Annotated in this window: 17 protein-coding genes; 8 read left to right on the forward strand and 9 right to left on the reverse strand. The window is 58.6% G+C overall.

Going from position 1 to position 18,967, the window contains the following annotated elements:
* Positions 1-53: 53 nt before the first annotated feature.
* Positions 54-812 (reverse strand): thioesterase domain-containing protein, encoded by a 759-nt coding sequence (locus HBN68_RS13195; protein ID WP_169964314.1) that lies wholly within the window; start codon positions 810-812, stop codon positions 54-56.
* 367 nt (positions 813-1,179) lie between these two features.
* Between HBN68_RS13195 and HBN68_RS13200 the strand changes: the two genes are divergently transcribed.
* Entirely contained in the window at positions 1,180-1,728 is a 549-nt protein-coding gene (locus tag HBN68_RS13200; RefSeq protein ID WP_094994202.1) for an RNA polymerase factor sigma-70, read from the forward strand.
* 53 nt (positions 1,729-1,781) lie between these two features.
* Here the strand turns inward: HBN68_RS13200 and HBN68_RS13205 are convergent, their stop codons facing one another.
* Both HBN68_RS13205 and HBN68_RS13210 read right to left on the reverse strand, forming a co-directional pair.
* Complete coding sequence (locus tag HBN68_RS13205; protein ID WP_169964312.1) at positions 1,782-2,783, reverse strand: GNAT family N-acetyltransferase; 1,002 nt, start codon at positions 2,781-2,783, stop codon at positions 1,782-1,784.
* A gap of 61 nt (positions 2,784-2,844) precedes the next feature.
* On the reverse strand, positions 2,845-3,606 hold the full coding sequence (locus HBN68_RS13210) for a transporter substrate-binding domain-containing protein (RefSeq protein ID WP_249275372.1): 762 nt from the start codon (positions 3,604-3,606) through the stop codon (positions 2,845-2,847).
* A gap of 250 nt (positions 3,607-3,856) precedes the next feature.
* Between HBN68_RS13210 and HBN68_RS13215 the strand changes: the two genes are divergently transcribed.
* Together HBN68_RS13215 and HBN68_RS13220 are read left to right on the forward strand one after the other, a co-directional pair.
* Positions 3,857-4,399, forward strand: coding sequence for an exonuclease domain-containing protein (locus HBN68_RS13215; protein ID WP_094994194.1), 543 nt, complete (start codon positions 3,857-3,859; stop codon positions 4,397-4,399).
* A gap of 79 nt (positions 4,400-4,478) precedes the next feature.
* Positions 4,479-4,760, forward strand: coding sequence for a pyrimidine/purine nucleoside phosphorylase (locus HBN68_RS13220; protein ID WP_047292885.1), 282 nt, complete (start codon positions 4,479-4,481; stop codon positions 4,758-4,760).
* 115 nt (positions 4,761-4,875) lie between these two features.
* On the opposite strand, the gene HBN68_RS13225 is transcribed toward HBN68_RS13220, so the two are convergent.
* A complete protein-coding gene (locus tag HBN68_RS13225; protein WP_169964310.1) occupies positions 4,876-6,633 on the reverse strand; it encodes an ABC transporter transmembrane domain-containing protein in 1,758 nt (585 codons plus the stop codon).
* 255 nt (positions 6,634-6,888) lie between these two features.
* Here HBN68_RS13225 and HBN68_RS13230 point away from each other — a divergent pair, with 255 nt between their 5' ends.
* Positions 6,889-7,065, forward strand: a complete 177-nt coding sequence (locus HBN68_RS13230) for a PA1571 family protein (RefSeq protein ID WP_169964308.1) — start codon at positions 6,889-6,891, stop codon at positions 7,063-7,065.
* 52 nt (positions 7,066-7,117) lie between these two features.
* Here HBN68_RS13230 and pdxB read toward each other — a convergent pair whose 3' ends face one another.
* The 3 genes from pdxB to HBN68_RS13245 form a co-directional block, all read right to left on the reverse strand.
* A complete protein-coding gene (gene pdxB / locus HBN68_RS13235; RefSeq protein ID WP_169964307.1) occupies positions 7,118-8,260 on the reverse strand; it encodes a 4-phosphoerythronate dehydrogenase PdxB in 1,143 nt (380 codons plus the stop codon).
* Between the two features lie 103 nt (positions 8,261-8,363).
* Positions 8,364-8,624: a bacteriocin immunity protein gene (locus tag HBN68_RS13240; protein ID WP_169964305.1), complete on the reverse strand. Its 261-nt coding sequence runs from the start codon at positions 8,622-8,624 to the stop codon at positions 8,364-8,366.
* A gap of 8 nt (positions 8,625-8,632) precedes the next feature.
* Positions 8,633-10,009 (reverse strand): S-type pyocin domain-containing protein, encoded by a 1,377-nt coding sequence (locus tag HBN68_RS13245; protein ID WP_169964304.1) that lies wholly within the window; start codon positions 10,007-10,009, stop codon positions 8,633-8,635.
* Between the two features lie 410 nt (positions 10,010-10,419).
* On the opposite strand from HBN68_RS13245, the gene HBN68_RS13250 reads away from it, so the two are divergent.
* A complete protein-coding gene (locus tag HBN68_RS13250; RefSeq protein ID WP_169964301.1) occupies positions 10,420-11,823 on the forward strand; it encodes an MATE family efflux transporter in 1,404 nt (467 codons plus the stop codon).
* A 90-nt stretch (positions 11,824-11,913) separates the two neighbouring features.
* On the opposite strand, the gene tusA is transcribed toward HBN68_RS13250, so the two are convergent.
* Positions 11,914-12,162: a sulfurtransferase TusA gene (gene tusA, locus HBN68_RS13255; RefSeq protein ID WP_094994531.1), complete on the reverse strand. Its 249-nt coding sequence runs from the start codon at positions 12,160-12,162 to the stop codon at positions 11,914-11,916.
* Positions 12,163-12,176: 14 nt separating this feature from the next.
* Positions 12,177-13,253 (reverse strand): 23S rRNA (cytidine(2498)-2'-O)-methyltransferase RlmM, encoded by a 1,077-nt coding sequence (gene rlmM / locus HBN68_RS13260; RefSeq protein WP_169964299.1) that lies wholly within the window; start codon positions 13,251-13,253, stop codon positions 12,177-12,179.
* A gap of 385 nt (positions 13,254-13,638) precedes the next feature.
* On the opposite strand from rlmM, the gene acnA reads away from it, so the two are divergent.
* The 3 genes from acnA to HBN68_RS13275 all read left to right on the forward strand — a co-directional run bounded on the left by acnA (position 13,639) and on the right by HBN68_RS13275 (position 18,962).
* Positions 13,639-16,380 carry an aconitate hydratase AcnA gene (acnA, locus tag HBN68_RS13265; protein ID WP_169964297.1) on the forward strand — a complete coding sequence of 914 codons (2,742 nt, stop codon included), beginning with the start codon at positions 13,639-13,641 and terminating at the stop codon, positions 16,378-16,380.
* A gap of 111 nt (positions 16,381-16,491) precedes the next feature.
* Positions 16,492-17,283 carry a type II CAAX endopeptidase family protein gene (locus tag HBN68_RS13270; protein ID WP_094994534.1) on the forward strand — a complete coding sequence of 264 codons (792 nt, stop codon included), beginning with the start codon at positions 16,492-16,494 and terminating at the stop codon, positions 17,281-17,283.
* 113 nt (positions 17,284-17,396) lie between these two features.
* The gene (locus HBN68_RS13275; RefSeq protein ID WP_169964295.1) at positions 17,397-18,962 is read left to right on the forward strand and encodes a PAS domain-containing methyl-accepting chemotaxis protein; all 1,566 of its coding nucleotides are present in this window, start codon (positions 17,397-17,399) and stop codon (positions 18,960-18,962) included.
* The last annotated feature ends 5 nt before the right edge of the window (positions 18,963-18,967 follow it).

Here is an 18,967-nt window from a genome sequence, read left to right on the forward strand (position 1 = left end):
CCAGGCTTGAAAAAAATCGGTCTGCTTGAAGTACGAGGAGCCGGGGTTGCGCTTTACACGTGGCCGCTGGCTATTTGCCGGGCCTGAAGGTTGCGCCAGCGCGCCAGATGCTCTTCGGCATAGCGGCGCAGGCAACGCAGCAAGGGTTGTTCCTGCTCCACCAGAAAGAAGTGATGCCCCTCAAACATGTCGAGGGAAAACAGGCAGTTGGTGTCAACCTGCCAGTCGAGCAGTTGATCGGCGCGAACGCTGTCCTGCTTGCCGCCAAAGACGTGAATCGGCAACGCGAGTGGCGTTCGCTGGCCATAGGTGAAACTGCCGCACAGCAGAAAATCGGCGCGCAGGATGGGCAGCATCAATTGCATCAGCTCGGTATTGGCCAGTACGGCGGTGTCGGTGCCCTTCAACTCACGCAAGCGCGCGAGCAGTTGTTCATCGGACTTGACCACCGCGTATTCGCTGACATCGCGCCGGGCCGGGCCCGCAGTGGCCGACGCGAACAGGGCCAGCGGCTCTGGCAGGCCGCGGTCACGCAAGGCATGCACCAGTTCGAAGGCCAGCAACCCGCCGAGGCTGTGGCCAAAAATGGCAAACGGCCGGTCCAGCTCGGCGCTGATTTCGTCGGCCAACTGATGGGCCAGACGCTGGATATCACGTTGCAGCGGTTCATCCATGCGCATGCCACGCCCCGGCAATTCCAGCGGGCGCACATGCAGCCATTCAGGTAATGAACGTCGCCAGCGGCTGTAGGCCATGGCACTGGCGCCCGAGTGCGGCAGGCAAAACAGGCGCATTTTGATCACTTCACTCATCGCCCGGCGCCATTGCATAACGCCTGAAAGCTGCGCAGAAGGTACGCGCAAGCGCCCTCTGCATGCGCTACGTGCTTACGGTCTATTGCCATCTCGCCCTCCTGTCCGAGCCATTACGTGGCCAGCTCTCAACCCGGCCCATGTGCATAGAGAACGGTTGGCCAACGCAAAGAATTAGTCGCACAGGAGGCGGCATAGTTGAGCGGATGCTGCGTGATGTGAGGCGTATCTCAAAGTTGAGCGCGCGGCTTCATTAATTCTCTTTCTCAATTGACAATCATTATCATTCAACCTAATTTGTTGCCAGCTGTGTAGGACGCGGCTTGTTCAAGCGCCCGCACTTTTTCAATTGCAACAGGTGATTTCCATGACGGAACAAGTGTCCACAAGCAGGTGCGATTCACCCTTACTTCAAGCCTTTGTTGATAACCGACTCATCCTGGTCAAGATCGCAGCGCGCATCACCGGGTGTCGGTCCAGGGCTGAAGATGTGGTGCAAGACGCCTTCTTCCGTTTGCAATCTGCGCCGCACATCACCTCATCGTTCAAGGCGCAATTGAGTTACCTGTTTCAGATCGTGCGTAACCTGGCGATCGATCATTACCGCAAGCAGGCGCTGGAACAGAAATACGCCGGCACGGAAGAGGAAGGCTTGAATGTGGTCATCCAGGGGGCATCGCCCGAAACGTCGCACATCAACTTTTCAACCCTGGAAAACATTGCCCACGCCCTGACCGAACTGCCAAGCCGTACGCGCTATGCCTTCGAGATGTACCGTTTGCACGGGGTGCAACAAAAGGACATTGCCAAGGAGCTGGGGGTATCACCCACGCTGGTGAACTTCATGATCCGCGACGCCCTGATCCACTGCCGCAAGGTTTCGGGCACCCAGCGCGATACCTTTGCGCGCCGCTGAGCATCATTGCCTCTTGCAGGTGCGCACCCGCCCCTGCAAGTCCCGGTCAGCCTCTAGACCAGTTCGCAATCTTCGAAGAAACGCTCGCGGCTTTGCATCATCAGCGCCGCACGCTTGTGCGGGAAGTTGAATGTTTTCTCGCAGTGAAACCCCTGAGACTGCATGTAGCCGATCATTTTTGCGTTGTCGGCACGCGGCTCGGCCACCACGCGCTGAGTGCGCGGATCGTCCAGAAACAAGTAGTGGGTCAGCGCCGACAGCCAACAGGCGACTTTGTGCGGCCCGCGATGCGCGTGCTCCCCCACCAGCATGTGAATACCCCGGTCATAATCGTCCACGTCATAAAACGGCGCGATACGGTCCTCTTTCGCCCAGTACGCTTCGAAATACGCAAACGGCTCGTCATCCATGCAGCCAATCAGGGTCAGGGTGTGCGGGTCAGCGGCCAGGGTGTCGAGAAACTGGCGATGGCGCTCCAGGGTGCCCCCTTCCTCCCAGAACGCCATAACCCGGGGCGTGTTCTGCCAGCGGTTGAAGTGTTCAAGGTCGGCCTCGATATCCAGCGTACGCAGGGAAATCCAGCTGCCCAACCGTGCATCAAACCGGCGGTACACCTCGCCCACCGGTTTGGGTGCACGCAGTGGATGACGTTTGCCTTCGCTGATGACCATATGCTGCGGATACGCCGCCACGGCCGTTTCGCCGGTCCAGGGGTGCGGCAGTTGCCAGAACAGGCTGCGCAGGCAGTGGTAGTGACCGGCACGATCGGTGGCGCGCAACAACCCGCTGCGCAATGCCGCCGACGGAGGCTGATCCAGCTGCCAGGTCAATTGCTGACAGGCAGGGTCACTGGCAAACAACCAGTAACAGGCCGCCCAAACGCCTTGCGCCGAGGCGCCGGGCTGATCGTCTTGCAGGTGCAGTTCAAGGGTGTCGCCACGCTCCAGGCGCAGATCGATCAGCGGGTGCTGCCCCAGAGATAGGCTCAGGCGGGTGTCAGTCAGGTCGGCGCTCAGATCGCGCCAGCGAGGTTGAAACGGAAACTCAAAAGTCATGGCTTGGGCTCACGGTTAGCGTCAACAGTCAGGCTGTTTGACGTTAGCCGGCCCGCAGAATTTAGGGCAAGACCTCGGCCAGTGGCCGACGCATGGGCACCAGCGCTACCTGATAAGGCTCAAAGATCGCCTTGATCCGGCCGTTATCACGCAGTTGCTGCAACATCGCGGCCAACTGCGGGGCGGTGATCGGCGCTTGGGGCCGCAGCAAGGCGTAGTGGTGGTAGATCTGGTCAATGCGCTCGGACACCAGCACCTGTGCCTTGATCTTCGGGTTACGGGCTAGCAACTCGGTGAGGTTGGAGCGGGTAATTAACGCCACATCGACCCGGCCACGCAGCACCATCAGCAGGTTACTTTCGTGGGAATACGTGAGCGTGGCATTGAAATGCTGCGCCAGGTATCTGGGCGATGGGTCGAACCCGGCAAACGCATAGTGGTAGCCGCTAAACAGCGCAAGTCGCTTATCGGTCAAATCGTCGAAGTAATTTTGCTGCCGGTCCGGCTGTTGCCTGGCGACAAACACTTCGGCATCTTCAAGGCCCATGTCGACCGCGCTGTAGGCGATGTCCTGCCAGCCCCAGGCCGGGTTTTCAAACATCACCACATCGACCCGCCCCTGATCGAAGTCGCGGAAACGACGGGGAATTGAACTGGGCACCGGCACAAAACGGTAGTCGTTTTGCAGCTGGTTGAGGGCATCGAGCAATTGCGGCAACAAGCCTGTGTCGACGCCACTTTCGGGACGCACGGTGTACGGCGGGAAGTGAGCAGCGCCGACCCTGACTTCCTGAATTGCCCACACGGGCGTCAAGACCGTCATGCCAAAGACAAGCACTATGCTGTGAGCCATCCGAACTGGCAGACACTTCAAACCGTATACCTCTGGTTACGCTTTTGGCTGGAACTTATTGTTCTGCACACGACCTGAGATCGGGCGCGATGGCAATACAAACCCGCGTAGCCTATCAAGGAAGCCCTTGGCTGGCCCACACAAAATAGAGCCTAGGCGGATCTCAACGCTTTGGCTACGCTCCAATGCTCGACACCGATGCTGTTTAAGGAAGCCGCACATGCCTCACTGGCTGGTAATTGATCTGGAAGCCACCACCGACGACGGCGGCTGGCCTCTGGAGGAAATGGAGGTAATTGAAATCGGTGCCAGTATCGTCACCCGTTCGGGACGTGAGGTTGACCATTTTCAACGTTTCATTCGCCCCGTGCGCCGCCCTTTACTGACCCCTTTTTGTCGCCAGCTGACGCGCATTACCCAGGCCAATATCGACACCGCCGCGCCGATGACGCAGGTTTGGGAACAGTTTGAGCGCTGGCTGGGCCAGCACCTGCCCCACCTTGAAGCCTGGGCCAGCTGGGGCGACTACGACCGCAAACAACTGCAGCAAGAATGGCAGCAAAAACAGTTGAACAGTGCGTTAGCCCGACTGCCGCACCACAACCTTAAACAGCAATTCGCGCACGCACGCCATTTGAAGCGGGCATTAGGGCTCAACAGCGCCCTGCAACTGGCGGGCATGCAGTTTCACGGACAGCAGCACCGGGCGCTGGAAGATGCGCGAAATACCGCACGTTTACTGCCGCTGATTCTTGCCGATTAGTGCCCTTAAAAGGGCGTGACGGGATAAATCGGCTTCTGCATACTGGCCAGCCTTTTTAAGCCCATTCCGAGGAATCGCCATGTTTAAAGTCAACGAATACTTCGACGGCACCGTCAAGTCGATTGCCTTCACGCAAGCCGAAGGCAAGGCCACTATCGGCGTCATGGCCCCGGGCGAATACGAATTCGGCACTGCCGAGCGTGAAATCATGCACGTGGTGTCGGGTGAGCTGAACGTCAAATTGCCGGGCAGCGAGGTCTTCGAAACGTTTAAGACCGGTAGCCAGTTCAACGTACCGGCCAATAGCAAGTTCCAGCTCAAGGTCGTGGTTGAAACCGCCTACCTGTGCGAATACCGCTAACGGGCGTCTGACGCCCACCTCACCAGCGATTGCGGGGCATCCAGCCCGCGCAGTCGCTGGCGCAGGCTGTGAACAATTGCAAAGCAATCTGCTCTCTCAGCCCCCCTTCAGTCACTCACCCCTGCACATTGAACTGCAACGCTGCCAACCGCGCATACAGCGGGTTAGTGGCAATCAGATGCGCGTGGGTGCCGATTGCTATCAACTTGCCCTGATCCATCACCGCAATGCGGTCGGCATTTTGGACGGTGGCCAGCCGATGGGCGATCACCAGCGTGGTTCGGCCTGACATCAGGCTGGGCAAGGCTTGCTGTATCAAGTGTTCGCTCTGGGCATCCAGCGCGCTGGTGGCCTCATCCAGCAACAGGATCGGCGCATCCACCAACAGCGCACGGGCAATCGCCAACCGCTGACGCTGGCCGCCAGACAACCCCAGTCCGCCTTCCCCCAAATGGGTGCTGTAACCGTCGGGCATTTGCAAAATGAAGTCATGGGCATGGGCAATGCGCGCCGCCGCTTCAACCTGTTCCAGCGTGGCACCGGGATTGCCGTAGCGGATGTTGTCTTCCACCGAGCCAAAGAACAGCGCCGGGCTTTGCGACACCAACGCGAAGCAGCGGCGCACGTCCTGCGGGTCCAGTTGCGTGATGGGCAGCCCGTCCAGCAGGATCTGACCGTGCTGCGGGTCGTAAAAGCGCAACAGCAAATCGAACAACGTCGACTTGCCCGCCCCCGACGGCCCGACCAGCGCCAGCGTCTCGCCTGCATTGACGGTCAGTGTGAGGTCTTCAAGGGCAAAGCGTTCCGGGCGCGAGGGATAGGCAAACGACACGCCCTGCAGGTGCAAATTGCCCGCCACCCGATCGGGCAATGTCAGCAACCCGCTGACCGGCGCCGAGATCAGGCTTTTGGATTGCAACAACTCGGCAATCCGCTCTGCGGCCCCGGCCGCTCGCTGCAACTCACCGATGACCTCACTCAACGTGCCAAACGCGCTGCCCACTATCAGGCTGTAAAACACGAAGGCCGCCAGTTCGCCGCCGGTGATGCGCCCGGCAATCACGTCCATGCCGCCCACCCACAACATTACCCCGACTGCGCCCAGCACCAGCAGGATGACCAAGGTAATCAGCCAGGCACGCTGTACGATACGCTTGCGCGCGGTGGCGAAAGCCTGTTCGACCGTGTGTGCAAAGCGCTGCCGGTCCTGCTGTTGATGGTTGTAAGCCTGGACGGTTTTGATTTGCCCCAGCGCTTCGGACACATAGCTGCCGACATCGGCAATCCGGTCCTGGCTTTGACGCGACAGGCTGCGCACCCGGCGTCCGAAAATCAGAATCGGCGCCAGCACCAGCGGTAAAGCCACGACCACGATGCTGGTGAGCTTGGGGTTGGTGATGAACAACAACACGATGCCCCCGATCACCATCAGGCTGTTGCGCAAGAACAATGACAGCGAAGAGCCAATCACCGACTGCAGCAACGTGGTGTCCGCCGTGAGCCGCGACTGGATTTCCGAACTGCGGTTGTTTTCATAAAAACCGGGGTGCAGGTCAATCAGGTGGTTGAACACCTGACGCCGGATGTCGGCCACCACCCGTTCACCGATCCACGACACCAGATAAAAGCGCACAAACGTGCCCACGGACAGCGCCAGCACCAAGAGCAGGAACACGCCGATGGACTGATTGAGCAAGTGCGGGGACTGAGTCATAAAACCTTTGTCCACCAGCAGACGAATGCCCTGACCCATCGACAGCGTGATGCCGGCCGTCACAATCAATGCCAGCAAGGCGCCGACGGTGTGCCAGCGATAAGGCGCTACAAAATGAGTCGCCAGACGAAGCGCACGGCGATGACGAGAAGAAAGCATTCAGAACACCCGAATAAACCAGTAATGCCCCATCTGGGCAGTCCACAGCCTACAACGAAAAAACAGGCTTTGATGTAAACCTTTCTCACTCGTTTTGAATATGACCTGCTCACCTCAACCCTAGGTCGGATTGTTCTAAGGTGAGACTGGAAGTTTCAGGATATTTCTGTTTGAGTAAATGGCCGCCAAGGGTTGTCACAGCTTGGTCACTAAATGGAACTACATTAGCGCTACACCCTGATGAGGAGACAGGCCATGGATTTGCAACACAATGCTCAATCAGTACCGGTGATTCGTACTCAGCCCAACCAGTCACTGGGGTGCGCAATCATTGATGCGCAGGGCAAAGAAGTCGACATCACCGAAGCAATGATTCAACAGGCATGCGAAGAGCTGGATAAACGCCTGGTTACACCCGAGCACAAAAACTGATAGACCCCGTCTTTTGAAAACCGGCCTCTGTGGCCGGTTTTTTTATGGCCGGTTAAACCACCACACAGCCCAGGGCGGCGGCCATAGTAGTCAACGCGGGATTATGCCCTTCGATGTGCACGGTGAGCCCTTCGATTTCACGGCGCATCGGGTAAAGCTTGCGCAAGGCATCAAACGCCAGCTTTTGCTGGTCACCCGAGCCCGTCAGAGTACGTCGAAAATCGGCGTCGTCCCGGCGCGGATCGTAGACGCCACGGCACAGCATGGCCAACGCCCACGCCTGATCACTGTTGGCACTCAGTTCAACCCTGGCCAACCACGGCGCGGGCAACAAATCGGCCAACTGCACCTGTGGCGCCTGGCCGAGGAAATCGCACAGTGCCTCATAGATTTGCGCCGTGCCGCGCTGTTTGCCATCCAGGCTGTATCCGGCGATGTGCGGCGTGGCCAGTACGCACAAGTCCGCCAATTCAACGTCGACCTGCGGCTCACCTTCCCACACGTCCAATACAGCCTGCAGGTCTTCACGGGCGTTCAGCACCTTGCGCAGCGCGGCATTGTCCACCACCGGGCCACGGCTGGCGTTGATCAGCCAGGTGCCGGGCTTGAGCCGGTTCAACCGGGCCTCATCCAATAAATGCCAGGTCGCGAATTCGCCGTTTTTGCTTAACGGCGTGTGCAGGCTGATGACGTCACACTGTTCGATGATCTGCTCCAGGCTGACGTAACCTGCGCCTTCAGCCGCCTGACGCAGGGGGTCACACACCCGCACGTTCCAGCCCAGATCACGCAACACGCGAACCAGACGACCGCCCACCTCACCCGCACCGATCACACCATACGTGCGCTGAGCAAGGTCAGCTCCTTCGATGTCTGCGAGTGTCAATAGGCTGCCGAGGACGTAGTCCACCACGCCGCGGGCGTTGCAACCGGGGGCGCTGGACCACTGAATGCCAGCCTGCTCGAAGTAGTCCAGGGCCAAGTGATCGGTGCCGATGGTGCAGGTACCGACAAATCGAACGGCGCTGCCTTCCAGCAGCTCACGGTCGACCCGGGTGACGGAGCGGACCAGCAGCACATCGGCGTCATGCACGTCGGCGCGGGTAATCTGGCGCCCGGGCAAGCGGCGTATTTCACCGAATGAGGCAAAAAACGCTTCGATCAGCGGAATATTTTCATCAGCAACAATCAACATGGCAGGCTCCTTTGGCGGAGCAGCAGTGTAGGCGTTGTTGTACACAATGGGCCAGCAAGGCGTGACGTCCGATGCTCAGTGAATAGCCCAGGGTTCTTTACACTCAGACGTCTTTAAAACCCGGCAGACCATTGGCTGCACGCCACAATTTGACGGTTTGCGTAATGCCTTCGGCAGAGTTATCAGCACCTTCTTCGGGGTAGTAAATCAGATCAGTTCCGGCGGGATGATCAGCAATCTCGCAAAACTGGTCTAGAAGGTCTGCCATTACTTCATCCGAGGCGCCGCTACTATTAGCTACAAGTATGTCCTGTATGAAACTGGCGAATTGAGCTTCCGTATAATCAGAAATTATTTTTTTCATTGATGCATCTACCTGTGAATTTCAATGTGATTTTTTGGAGTATTGACGCGCAAATTGTCCACGTCGTATACATTGCCGCCTTCAGATACCCATTCAACATGATGTAACTCAAACACTTTTCTCTTACCAATGGCATCTGCATAGCGGGCGGTTGGAGCAAACCCATCTCGCATACGATCTATATTTCTTGGAATAAATTGACTGCCTAGCTCTGAATCCTCAGCTACAGCCTGCCAAAACGCTTTACGGAAAGCGTCGAAACTAGAAAATTTTACACCCCGGAGCTGGTCCGCAATACGAGTTGGAATTGGCGAACCCAGCCCAACCCCGGCACCCGCCAGCCAGATGCCTTTAACATCCTGCCCCCGCCCTGTCACAGTGCCTGGATCGAGGCGCACGCTGATCACGATGTATAGCGGTTTTATGCCCGAATCGGCGGGGAACACAAGGATAAAATCTTTGTAATCCGGCGGATGAATCGGGTTAACGATCATCGTGTCAGCGTGTTCGGTCGGTGGGTAGATCCAGATCTGCGGGGCCTGCGGAGCGGCTTCCAGTGCTGGAATGCCCAGCGCGTCGGAAGGATTGGCGGCAGGCGTCCAGATTAATGTAACGCCGTCGCCAAAGTCGGCTACCTGCTGTTCGCCTTGGGCAACGAACTGCGCGACCGGAATCATCTCCCAGTCACGACGCTTCTGAGTGTTGTACCCGTACCCCTTCAAGGTTCCATCGGCCTGCTGCTCGACATGCAATCGAACCCGTGTGCGCCCTTCTTTGAGCGACTTCAGCTGTTCGTCGGTGTACAGACTGCTATCCCCAAGGCTTGACGGCCAGAGCATTGCAACCACACCGGCCAAAGTACCTGCAGCAACACCTGCCGTAACAACGCCTGTTCCTGTCGCCGTGCCAGCTCCCGCGGTGCAAAGACCTCCACATGAAGCACCGGCAGAGGCCATGGCCGTTGCGCCGCGCAAGAGGCTGCCGAGTTCAGAGGGTAAGGCACTGCCGCTGATTTTTTTTAGTTTGATGTTGCCGTTGGCGTCCGTTTCGCGACCGCCGAGCAACGCGAATTCGCCATACTCTTTAACCGTATCGGTGGGAATCGCGCCGCAATGGCTAACGTAATTAAACATGCCATCAGGCAGTTTGCAGGGCTTTGTAAAAGTACAGCCGACGACTGACCGCTCTTGCTGTTTGGAATGCTTGAACAAGCGGTCTTCATAAGCGTGCTGCCTTGCCAACATGGCCTGATAAGGCTTTTGCCTTTCCTCACGTTCGGCAATTTCAGCATCTGTCATGTCACGCAAATAACGACCGCCGATACCACTGCCACCGCCTCCGCCATAACGTTCCCAAACCTGAGGTATGCCTTTATTTCTGGCCATATAACTTTATTTTTTTCGATCCAAAAGTATAACGGTTGAGAACACGCATTTAAGTGCTACCGAAGGGGATTGAGATGAGCACCTTATTAGAAAGAGGCGTGAGAGATTGAAGGAATTTTCTGAACTTTCTAATAATATTTAAGTTATATAAAGGTATTAAGGTACGAAAAATTTATAGTGCACCGCCACTATCAGGTTGCACTACCAGCAGTGGGTAGTACTCAGCGGCAATCGAGCGAGGGCGTCCGTTTTAGCCATGACTTCAGGGCTGTTCAGGCAGAAGGAACAGTCAGTCTAATTAATTGTGTCTACCCCCCTCTTACAAACTGCCTACAACTGCACAGTTGCCCGAGGGTGAAGGGGGCGTACAATCCCTGCCTTTGCGCGTTAAACACTCTGGATGCACGCTTGTGAACTCTGTTTCTCCTGATCGATCTGCCCCCCTTGTCAGCCGCCCTGCACGTGTGCGCACCGAAGTGCGCGCCCTGCTTTTACTGGCGTTTCCCATCATCATTTCGCAAGTGGCCACCACGGCAATGGGGTTTGTCGATGCGGTCATGGCTGGCCGTGTCGGGCCACGGGATCTGGCGGCGGTGGCGCTGGGCAACTCAGTGTGGGTGCCGGTGTTTTTGCTGATGTCGGGGATTCTGCTGGCCACCACCCCGAAAGTCGCCCTGCGTTTTGGCGCCAACACCCACAGCGAAATCGGCCCCATCGTGCGTCAGGCACTGTGGCTGGCCTTGATTACCGGGCTGTGCGCTGCGTTGATCCTGATCGCCGCAGAACCGCTGCTGCACTGGATGAAGGTCGCACCCGACCTGATCGAGCCGTGCATGGGCTACTTGTACGGAATTGCCAGCGGTATGCCTGCCGTGGCGATTTACTGCGTATTGCGCGGGTTCAGTGACGGCCTGGGCAAAACCCGACCAAGCATGGTGCTGGGCCTGTTGGGGCTGGCGCTGAACATCCCCATCAACTACGTGTTCATTTATGGTCACTTTGGCGTTCCGGCCATGGGCGGCGTCGGTTGTGGCTGGGCCACGGCCATCGTGATGTGGTTCATGGCACTCGGCATGCTGGTCTGGACCTTTCGCGGTGCGATCTATCAATCGAGCCAGGTTTACAGCCAGTTTGAATGGCCCAAGTGGTCGATCCTCAAGCGTTTGCTCAGCGTCGGCCTGCCCATTGGCATCGCGGTTTTTGCCGAGTCGAGCATCTTCGCCGTCATCGCCCTGTTGATCGGCAGTCTGGGCGCCACCGTGGTGTCGGGCCATCAGATTGCCCTTAACTTCAGTTCGCTGGTGTTCATGATTCCGTATTCGCTGGGCATGGCCATCACCGTGCGCGTCGGTCAGGCACTGGGGCGCCAGCAACCGCGCGAAGCCCGGTTTGTCGCAGGCGTGGGCATGGGTACGGCGCTGATCTGGGCGTGCATGTCAGCCAGCTTGATTCTGTTGCTGCGCGGGCCGATTGCCAGTATCTACACCGCTGACCCTATGGTGCTGGAAGTCGCCACCCTGTTGCTGGTGTTCGCGGCGCTGTTTCAATTTTCGGACGTGATCCAGGTGACAGCGGCGGGCGCGCTGCGCGGCTATCAGGACACGCGGGTAACGATGATCATGACCTTGTTTGCGTATTGGGGAGTGGGCTTGCCGGTGGGCTATGCGTTAGGCCTGACCGACTGGTTCGGTGAGCCGAGCGGCCCGAGCGGGCTGTGGCAGGGCTTGATTGTGGGCCTGACGTGCGCCGCGATGATGCTCAGCGCACGCTTGGTAAGCAGCGCGAAAAAACGCATTCGCGCCGTCGGCCAATAAAGGGCTGGCGCTGCCAGGCAGCGATTGGCTGAACGGGTTGCGGTACAGCCCTTCGCCTGCACGGGCAGCGACTATTGGCAGCGATCCGTTTCAGCCCTGTTTTTTACGGATCCAGTACAGGTAGGTCCCCGCCTCTTCTACCTGTCCGACCAGTTCATGGTCGAGAAACACACAAAACTTGGGAATGTCCCGGCGCGTAGACGGGTCGGTGGCGATGACCTTCAACAGGCCGCCTGGCACCAGGTCCCGAATGTGTTGGTGCAACATCATCACCGGCTCGGGGCAGTTGAGCCCGGTGGCGTCCAGCGTGCCGTCAACCGGCAGGTCTGCAAAACTCATCAGTGACTCCTGAATCAGCGAGATTTGGGTTTTTTGACGTCTATTCGACGCAAATGGCAAGTGACTTCTTCACGGTCGTGGTACAGCTGTTTGCAGCCGATCTCAACCGTAATGCCGCGTGCCTTGAAGCCATCCGCGATACGGTCCAGCAAACGCCGGACTTCGGCATACCGCTGTTTCATCGGCAATTTGAGGTTAACCACCGCTTCACGGCAGTGGCCTTCGCCGATCCACTCCTCCAGCATTGCCGCATTGCGCGCGGGTTTTTCAACGATATCGCAGACCATCCAGTCCACCGGCTCGCGGGGCTTGAAGGTAAAACCATCGGCCATCAAGTGCTGCACCAGCCCGGTGTCCATCAGGCTCTCGGCCATCGGGCCATTGTCGATGGCGGTCACCAGCATGCCGCGATTGACCAATTGCCAGGTCCAACCGCCGGGCGCCGCACCGAGGTCAACCCCGGTCATGTCGCTGTGCAGGCGCTCGTCCCACTGGTCGCGGGGGATGAAATGGTGCCAGGCCTCCTCCAGCTTCAAGGTCGAGCGGCTCGGCGCTTCACGGGGGAACTTCAGGCGCGGGATGCCCATGGGCCACATCGCGCTGTTGTCGGACTCTGCAAGCCCGAGAAACAACTCGCGGCCACTTTTGACTGTCAGCAACAGGCGCGGCTTGCTGTCATCGTCTTCCACCAATTTGCCGGCTTTAATCAGTGCCTTGCGCAAATGCGCATCAAATTTTTTACAAAAATTCGACAGCTCTTTACCGTCATTGGTGTCGACCATTTCCAGCCACAGGCTGCCGCACACGGGGAAACCATCCATGCGGCCCAGGATCACGCTGATACGGTCGGTCTCAGGCAGCTCGACGAACGTTCCCCGCGCCCACTGCCGGGGAAAAATCAGCTCGGCGAAACGCAAACCGCGCATCAGGCGTTCGGCGCCACCCTCTTCGGTGCAGACGAATTCAGCGCAGGCACTGGCCGGTTTGGCTTTCGCGTAGCCGGACACATTAAGGCGCGCGGCATGCTCGGCAATTTCCGAACAAACTTCACCCTCAAAACCGGGGCGGCAGTGCATAAAAACGGTGTTCATTGAATCACTCCTGGGCAGCTGACAAGGATTGGTCTGCTGCACAACCCTGCTTTGGAGCAAGGACTGTCACAAAAAGGCCGGCATGATAACTGAGATTGGAACCTTGAACCCGCATGGGCAGTCCAGTTATTAGCCAGTTTGATGAATCAGGGCTAGGGTCTGTTCAAGTTTCATAGCAGCCGCGACGAAAACCCACGTGGTGCAGGGCAAGGCGCGACAAGCGTGGTTGGGTTGTTCCCAATACGCTTCGCGCCACGCCACCCTGCGCCACGCGGGCTTTCGTCCCTTCGGGTCGTGGCTTGCATGAAACGGGACCAGCCCCTAGGTTAGAAGCTCAGTTTGTTCCACACGATCCGTCACCGTGCGGATCTAAAGGAGTCATTTCATGTCCTCCCTCGATAGCCTGAAGACCCTCTCTACCCTAAAAGTCGACGATAAGACTTATCACTATTTCAGCCTGCCACTGGCCGCCAACTCGCTCGGCGATTTGAGCACATTGCCCATGTCGCTCAAGGTGCTGCTGGAAAACCTGCTGCGTTGGCAAGACGATAAAACCGTCACCGAGTCGGACCTCAAGGCCCTCGCCGGTTGGTTGAAAGAACGACGTTCGGACCGGGAAATCCAGTACCGTCCTGCGCGGGTGCTGATGCAAGACTTTACCGGCGTACCTGCAGTGGTTGATTTGGCGGCCATGCGGGCCGCCATGGCCAAGGCCGGTGGCGACCCCCAGCGCATCAACCCGCTGTCGCCAGTGGATTTGGTGATCGACCACTCCGTGATGGTGGACAAGTTCGCCAGCCCGGACGCTTTTGAACAAAACGTTGATATCGAGATGGAACGCAACGGCGAACGTTATGCGTTTCTGCGCTGGGGCCAAAGTGCCTTCGACAACTTCAGCGTCGTACCGCCGGGCACCGGCATTTGCCATCAGGTCAACCTTGAGTACTTGGGCCGCACGGTCTGGACCAAGGATGAGGACGGCCGCACCTACGCCTTCCCCGACACCCTGGTGGGAACCGATTCCCACACCACCATGATCAACGGCCTCGGTGTTCTGGGCTGGGGCGTGGGCGGTATCGAAGCCGAAGCCGCGATGCTCGGCCAGCCAGTGTCGATGCTGATTCCGGAAGTCGTAGGGTTCAAACTCAGCGGCAAGCTCAAGGAAGGCATCACCGCCACTGACCTGGTGCTGACCGTCACGCAAATGCTGCGCAGCAAAGGTGTGGTCGGCAAATTCGTCGAATTTTATGGCGACGGTCTGGCAGATTTGCCTTTGGCCGACCGCGCCACCTTGGCCAACATGGCCCCCGAATATGGCGCCACCTGCGGCTTTTTCCCGGTGGATCACATCACGCTGGAGTACCTGCGCCTGTCGGGTCGTCCCGAAGCCACCGTGAAGCTGGTCGAAGCCTATTGCAAAGCGCAGGGGCTGTGGCGCGAACCGGGCCAGGAGCCGGTGTTCACGGACACGCTGGCCCTCGACATGGGCAGCGTGGAAGCCAGTCTGGCCGGGCCGAAGCGCCCGCAAGACCGCGTGTCGCTGCCCAACGTCGGTCAGGCGTTCAATGACTTCATGAGCCTGCAATTCAAACCCACCAGTAAAGAAGAAGGCCGTCTTGAAAGTGAGGGCGGTGGAGGCGTGGCCGTGGGCAATGCCGATTTGGTGGGCGAAGCCGAATACAGTTGGGAAGGCAAAACCTATCGCCTGAAAAATGGCGCCGTGGTGATTGCTGCGATTACGTCGTGCACCAACACGTCCAACCCGAGCGTGATGATGGCTGCCGGTCTGGTGGCTAAAAAAGCCGTGGAAAAAGGCCTCATGACCCAGCCTTGGGTCAAAACCTCCCTTGCCCCAGGGTCCAAGGTGGTCACCGATTATTACCAGGCAGCCGGCCTGACGCCGTACCTGGATCAACTGGGCTTCTCGCTGGTGGGGTATGGTTGCACCACGTGTATCGGTAACTCCGGGCCGCTGCCGGACCCCATCGAAAAAGCCATCACCCAAAGCGACCTGACCGTGGCCTCCGTGCTGTCGGGCAACCGTAACTTTGAAGGCCGTGTTCACCCGCTGGTGAAAACCAACTGGCTGGCGTCGCCGCCCTTGGTCGTGGCCTATGCGTTGGCTGGCAGTGTGCGCACCGACATCAGCAGCGAACCGCTGGGGATTGGCAAGGATGGCCAGCCGGTCTACCTGCGTGACATCTGGCCAAGCCAAAAAGAGATCGCTGACGCTGTGGCGCAAGTCACCACCGCCATGTTCCACAAGGAATACGCCGAAGTGTTTGCCGGGGACGAACAATGGCAGGCCATTGAAGTGCCTCAAGCGGCCACCTACGTGTGGCAACAGGATTCGACCTACATCCAACACCCACCGTTCTTCGATGACATCAGCGGACCATCGCCGGTGATCACCGACGTCAAAGCGGCACGGGTGCTGGCGCTGCTGGGGGATTCGGTCACCACGGACCACATCTCCCCGGCCGGCAATATCAAGGCGGACAGCCCGGCCGGGCGCTACCTGCGCGAAAAAGGCGTCGAACCGCGGGACTTCAACTCATACGGGTCGCGCCGCGGCAACCATGAAGTGATGATGCGCGGGACCTTTGCCAACATCCGCATTCGTAACGAAATGCTCGGCGGCGAAGAAGGCGGCAATACGATTTACATACCTACCGGCGAGAAACTGTCGATCTACGACGCCGCCATGCGCTATCAGGCGTCAGGCACGCCGCTGGTGGTGATTGCCGGTCAAGAATACGGCACCGGCTCCAGCCGTGACTGGGCTGCCAAAGGCACCAACCTGCTGGGGGTCAAGGCGGTGATTGCCGAGAGCTTTGAGCGTATTCACCGCTCCAATCTGGTGGGCATGGGCGTGCTGCCATTGCAGTTCAAGCTGGACCAGAACCGCAAGCGCCTGAACTTGACTGGCAAGGAAACGCTCGACATCCTGGGTCTAACCGGGGCCGAGTTACAGCCGCGCATGAACCTGACGCTGGTCATCACCCGTGAAGACGGCCGCAAGGAACAGGTCGAAGTGCTGTGCCGCATCGACACCCTGAACGAGGTCGAGTACTTCAAGGCCGGAGGCATTCTGCATTACGTGTTGCGTCAGCTGATTGCCTCCTGAAATTCGGAAATAACTGACGATATTTATTGGTAATTCCTTGAAAGCTTGATCGTTATACTTACGCCCCGACGCATTTCGGGGCGTTTTTTTATCGATCACTTAAGGATTTTCATGCGTTCACTGCCCTGGCCATACTTGGCCCTCTTAACCTTGGGCTATGGCCTGGCCCTGAGCTACGGCCAATTAAGCCTGCAAGCCCTCACCGCGTTGTCATTGCTCATCATCAGCGGGCTCGCGGTGTTACAAACCCGTACCCCGTACCTGCGCTATGCCGGGCACGGCCTGTTTGTACTGTTGGCCCTGGCGCTGGCCCTGCACTGGCTGCCGGGTTTCCATAACGGCCGTGCCATCGCCCCCGAACGGCTGTCCGCCGACGCGGTGCCGTTTTCGATGTACCTGAACCTGGACAAACCCCTGATCGGGTTCTGGCTGTTGCTGGTGTGCCCGTGGATCGCCACGCGCTTCAACTGGCGTGCCTCGCTGGGCGCGACCTTGATGGGGCTGGCGCTGGCAGCGATCGGTGCCTTGGGCGGTGCAATGCTGTTGGGCATGATCGCCTGGGCACCGAAATGGCCAGCGCAAGGCGGGCTGTGGTTATTGAATAACCTGCTGCTGGTGACCCTGGTCGAAGAGGCGCTGTTTCGCGGCTACGTACAAGGCGGGTTGAGCCGCTGGTTCAAACACGTGCCGTATGGTCAGACCCTCGCGCTGTTGGTCGCTTCGCTGCTGTTTGGCCTGGCGCATTTTGCCGCAGGCTGGCAATGGGTGTTGTTGGCGGGAATCGCAGGGGTCGGCTATGGTCTGGCCTACCGTTTTGGCGGCCTGAGCGCGGCAATCGCTACCCACTTGGGACTCAACGTGCTGCACTTCGTTTTTTTTACCTACCCGATGCTAATGCCCTGAGCGTCGAAACACAGCCTGCGCGGCGCCGCCCCGGCGCCCGTGGACTGAAATATAAATTAAACAAATCCCAGCCAGCGCCGACACCCTTTCAAAGCCTTGCGGATTGAAACGACATGCGTAATAACCAGCCCATCACACAACGCGAACGCACATTCCCCGCTCAGCAACGGTTGATTTCCACGACCGATGCCAAAGGTGTGATCACGTATTGCAACGACGCCTTTGTGGAGATCAGCGGCTTTTCGCGTGATGAGCTGATGCGTGCCCCACACAACCTCGTGCGCCATCCCGATGTGCCGCCAGCGGTCTTTGACCACATGTGGACCACCTTGAAAAAGGGCCTGCCGTGGATGGGCATCGTGAAAAACCGCTGCAAGACCGGTGACCATTACTGGGTCAACGCGTATGTCACGCCAGTGTTTGAAAACGAGCGTGTGGTGGGATACGAATCGGTGCGGGTCAAACCGACTGCCGAACAGATTCGGCGCGCCGAAGCCCTGTATTCGCGGATCAACCGGGGCAAGCCTGCGATTCCACAGCGGGACAAATGGTTGCCGGTATTGCAGGACTGGTTGCCGTTCATTCTGGTCAGCCAACTGAGCTTCATGATTGGCGCCCTGCTCACCTCAAGCTGGGGGTTTGTGCTGGCTGCGGTGTTGTCGATTCCGCTGGGGCTGCTGGGCCTGAGCTGGCAGCAACGCGGGATCAAACGCTTGCTGCGTCTGGCGGAACAGACCACATCCGACCCGCTGATTGCGCAGATGTACACCGACAGCCGTGGCCCGCAGGCGCGCCTGGAAATGTCCATCCTCAGCCAGGAAGCACGCCTGAAAACCTGCCTGACACGTTTGCAGGACACCGCCGAGCATTTGAGCGATCAGGCCCGTCAATCCGACGCCCTTGCGCATCAAAGCTCCAGCGGGCTTGAGCGCCAGCGTCTGGAGACTGAGCAAGTGGCCACTGCCGTGAATCAGATGGCAGCCACCACCCAAGAAGTCGCCAGCCACGTGCAACGCACCGCCGACGCCACACAAGAAGCCAACCGCCTGACCAGTCGCGGCCGCGACATCGCTGGGGAAACCCGTGAAGCCATTGAGCGCCTGTCCGTGGTGGTGGGTGAAACCGGCGCCACCGTTACGCAACTGGCCAAGGACAGTGACGAAATCGGCGGCGTGGTGGACGTGATCAAAGGCATTGCCGACCAGACCAACCTGCTGGCCCTCAACGCGGCCATCGAAGCTGCCCGCGCCGGTGAAATGGGCCGTGGCTTTGCCGTGGTGGCGGACGAAGTGCGCCAACTGGCACAACGCACCAGCACCTCGACCGGTCAGATCCACAGCCTGATTGCCAAACTGCAACAGACCGCTGCGACCGCCGTACAAACCATGGACGCCGGGCATCGCCAGGCAGAAGAAGGTGTGGCGCGGGTTCTGGAAGCGGATCAGGCGCTGGTGGGGATCAGTGAAGCGGTGGCCAATATCACCGACATGACCACGCAAATTGCCGCTGCCACCGAAGAGCAAAGCTCGGTTGCGGAAGAAATCAGCCGCAACATCAGCACCATTGCCGAGCTGGCTGACCAGACCTCCGATCAGGCCCAGCGCTCAGCGCAATTGAGCGAAGAGCTGACCCAGACCGTGAACGTGCAGTACTCGCTGGTGGAGCGGTTTAACCGCTGACCCGC

Origin of the sequence: Pseudomonas sp. WS 5078 (assembly GCF_012985745.1) — a bacterium.
GTDB classification, from domain to species: Bacteria; Pseudomonadota; Gammaproteobacteria; order Pseudomonadales; family Pseudomonadaceae; genus Aquipseudomonas; species Aquipseudomonas lundensis_A.

What these genes read in the sequence shown, in the direction of transcription:
- HBN68_RS13195 (WP_169964314.1), bottom strand. Translation starts at nt 812, where the DNA reads ATGAGTGAAGTGATCAAAATGCGCCTGTTTTGCCTGCCGCACTCGGGC.
- HBN68_RS13200 (WP_094994202.1), top strand. Translation starts at nt 1,180, where the DNA reads ATGACGGAACAAGTGTCCACAAGCAGGTGCGATTCACCCTTACTTCAA.
- HBN68_RS13205 (WP_169964312.1), bottom strand. Translation starts at nt 2,783, where the DNA reads ATGACTTTTGAGTTTCCGTTTCAACCTCGCTGGCGCGATCTGAGCGCC.
- HBN68_RS13210 (WP_249275372.1), bottom strand. Translation starts at nt 3,606, where the DNA reads ATGACGGTCTTGACGCCCGTGTGGGCAATTCAGGAAGTCAGGGTCGGC.
- HBN68_RS13215 (WP_094994194.1), top strand. Translation starts at nt 3,857, where the DNA reads ATGCCTCACTGGCTGGTAATTGATCTGGAAGCCACCACCGACGACGGC.
- HBN68_RS13220 (WP_047292885.1), top strand. Translation starts at nt 4,479, where the DNA reads ATGTTTAAAGTCAACGAATACTTCGACGGCACCGTCAAGTCGATTGCC.
- HBN68_RS13225 (WP_169964310.1), bottom strand. Translation starts at nt 6,633, where the DNA reads ATGCTTTCTTCTCGTCATCGCCGTGCGCTTCGTCTGGCGACTCATTTT.
- HBN68_RS13230 (WP_169964308.1), top strand. Translation starts at nt 6,889, where the DNA reads ATGGATTTGCAACACAATGCTCAATCAGTACCGGTGATTCGTACTCAG.
- pdxB (WP_169964307.1), bottom strand. Translation starts at nt 8,260, where the DNA reads ATGTTGATTGTTGCTGATGAAAATATTCCGCTGATCGAAGCGTTTTTT.
- HBN68_RS13240 (WP_169964305.1), bottom strand. Translation starts at nt 8,624, where the DNA reads ATGAAAAAAATAATTTCTGATTATACGGAAGCTCAATTCGCCAGTTTC.
- HBN68_RS13245 (WP_169964304.1), bottom strand. Translation starts at nt 10,009, where the DNA reads ATGGCCAGAAATAAAGGCATACCTCAGGTTTGGGAACGTTATGGCGGA.
- tusA (WP_094994531.1), bottom strand. Translation starts at nt 12,162, where the DNA reads ATGAGTTTTGCAGACCTGCCGGTTGACGGCACGCTGGACGCCACCGGG.
- rlmM (WP_169964299.1), bottom strand. Translation starts at nt 13,253, where the DNA reads ATGAACACCGTTTTTATGCACTGCCGCCCCGGTTTTGAGGGTGAAGTT.
- acnA (WP_169964297.1), top strand. Translation starts at nt 13,639, where the DNA reads ATGTCCTCCCTCGATAGCCTGAAGACCCTCTCTACCCTAAAAGTCGAC.
- HBN68_RS13270 (WP_094994534.1), top strand. Translation starts at nt 16,492, where the DNA reads ATGCGTTCACTGCCCTGGCCATACTTGGCCCTCTTAACCTTGGGCTAT.
- HBN68_RS13275 (WP_169964295.1), top strand. Translation starts at nt 17,397, where the DNA reads ATGCGTAATAACCAGCCCATCACACAACGCGAACGCACATTCCCCGCT.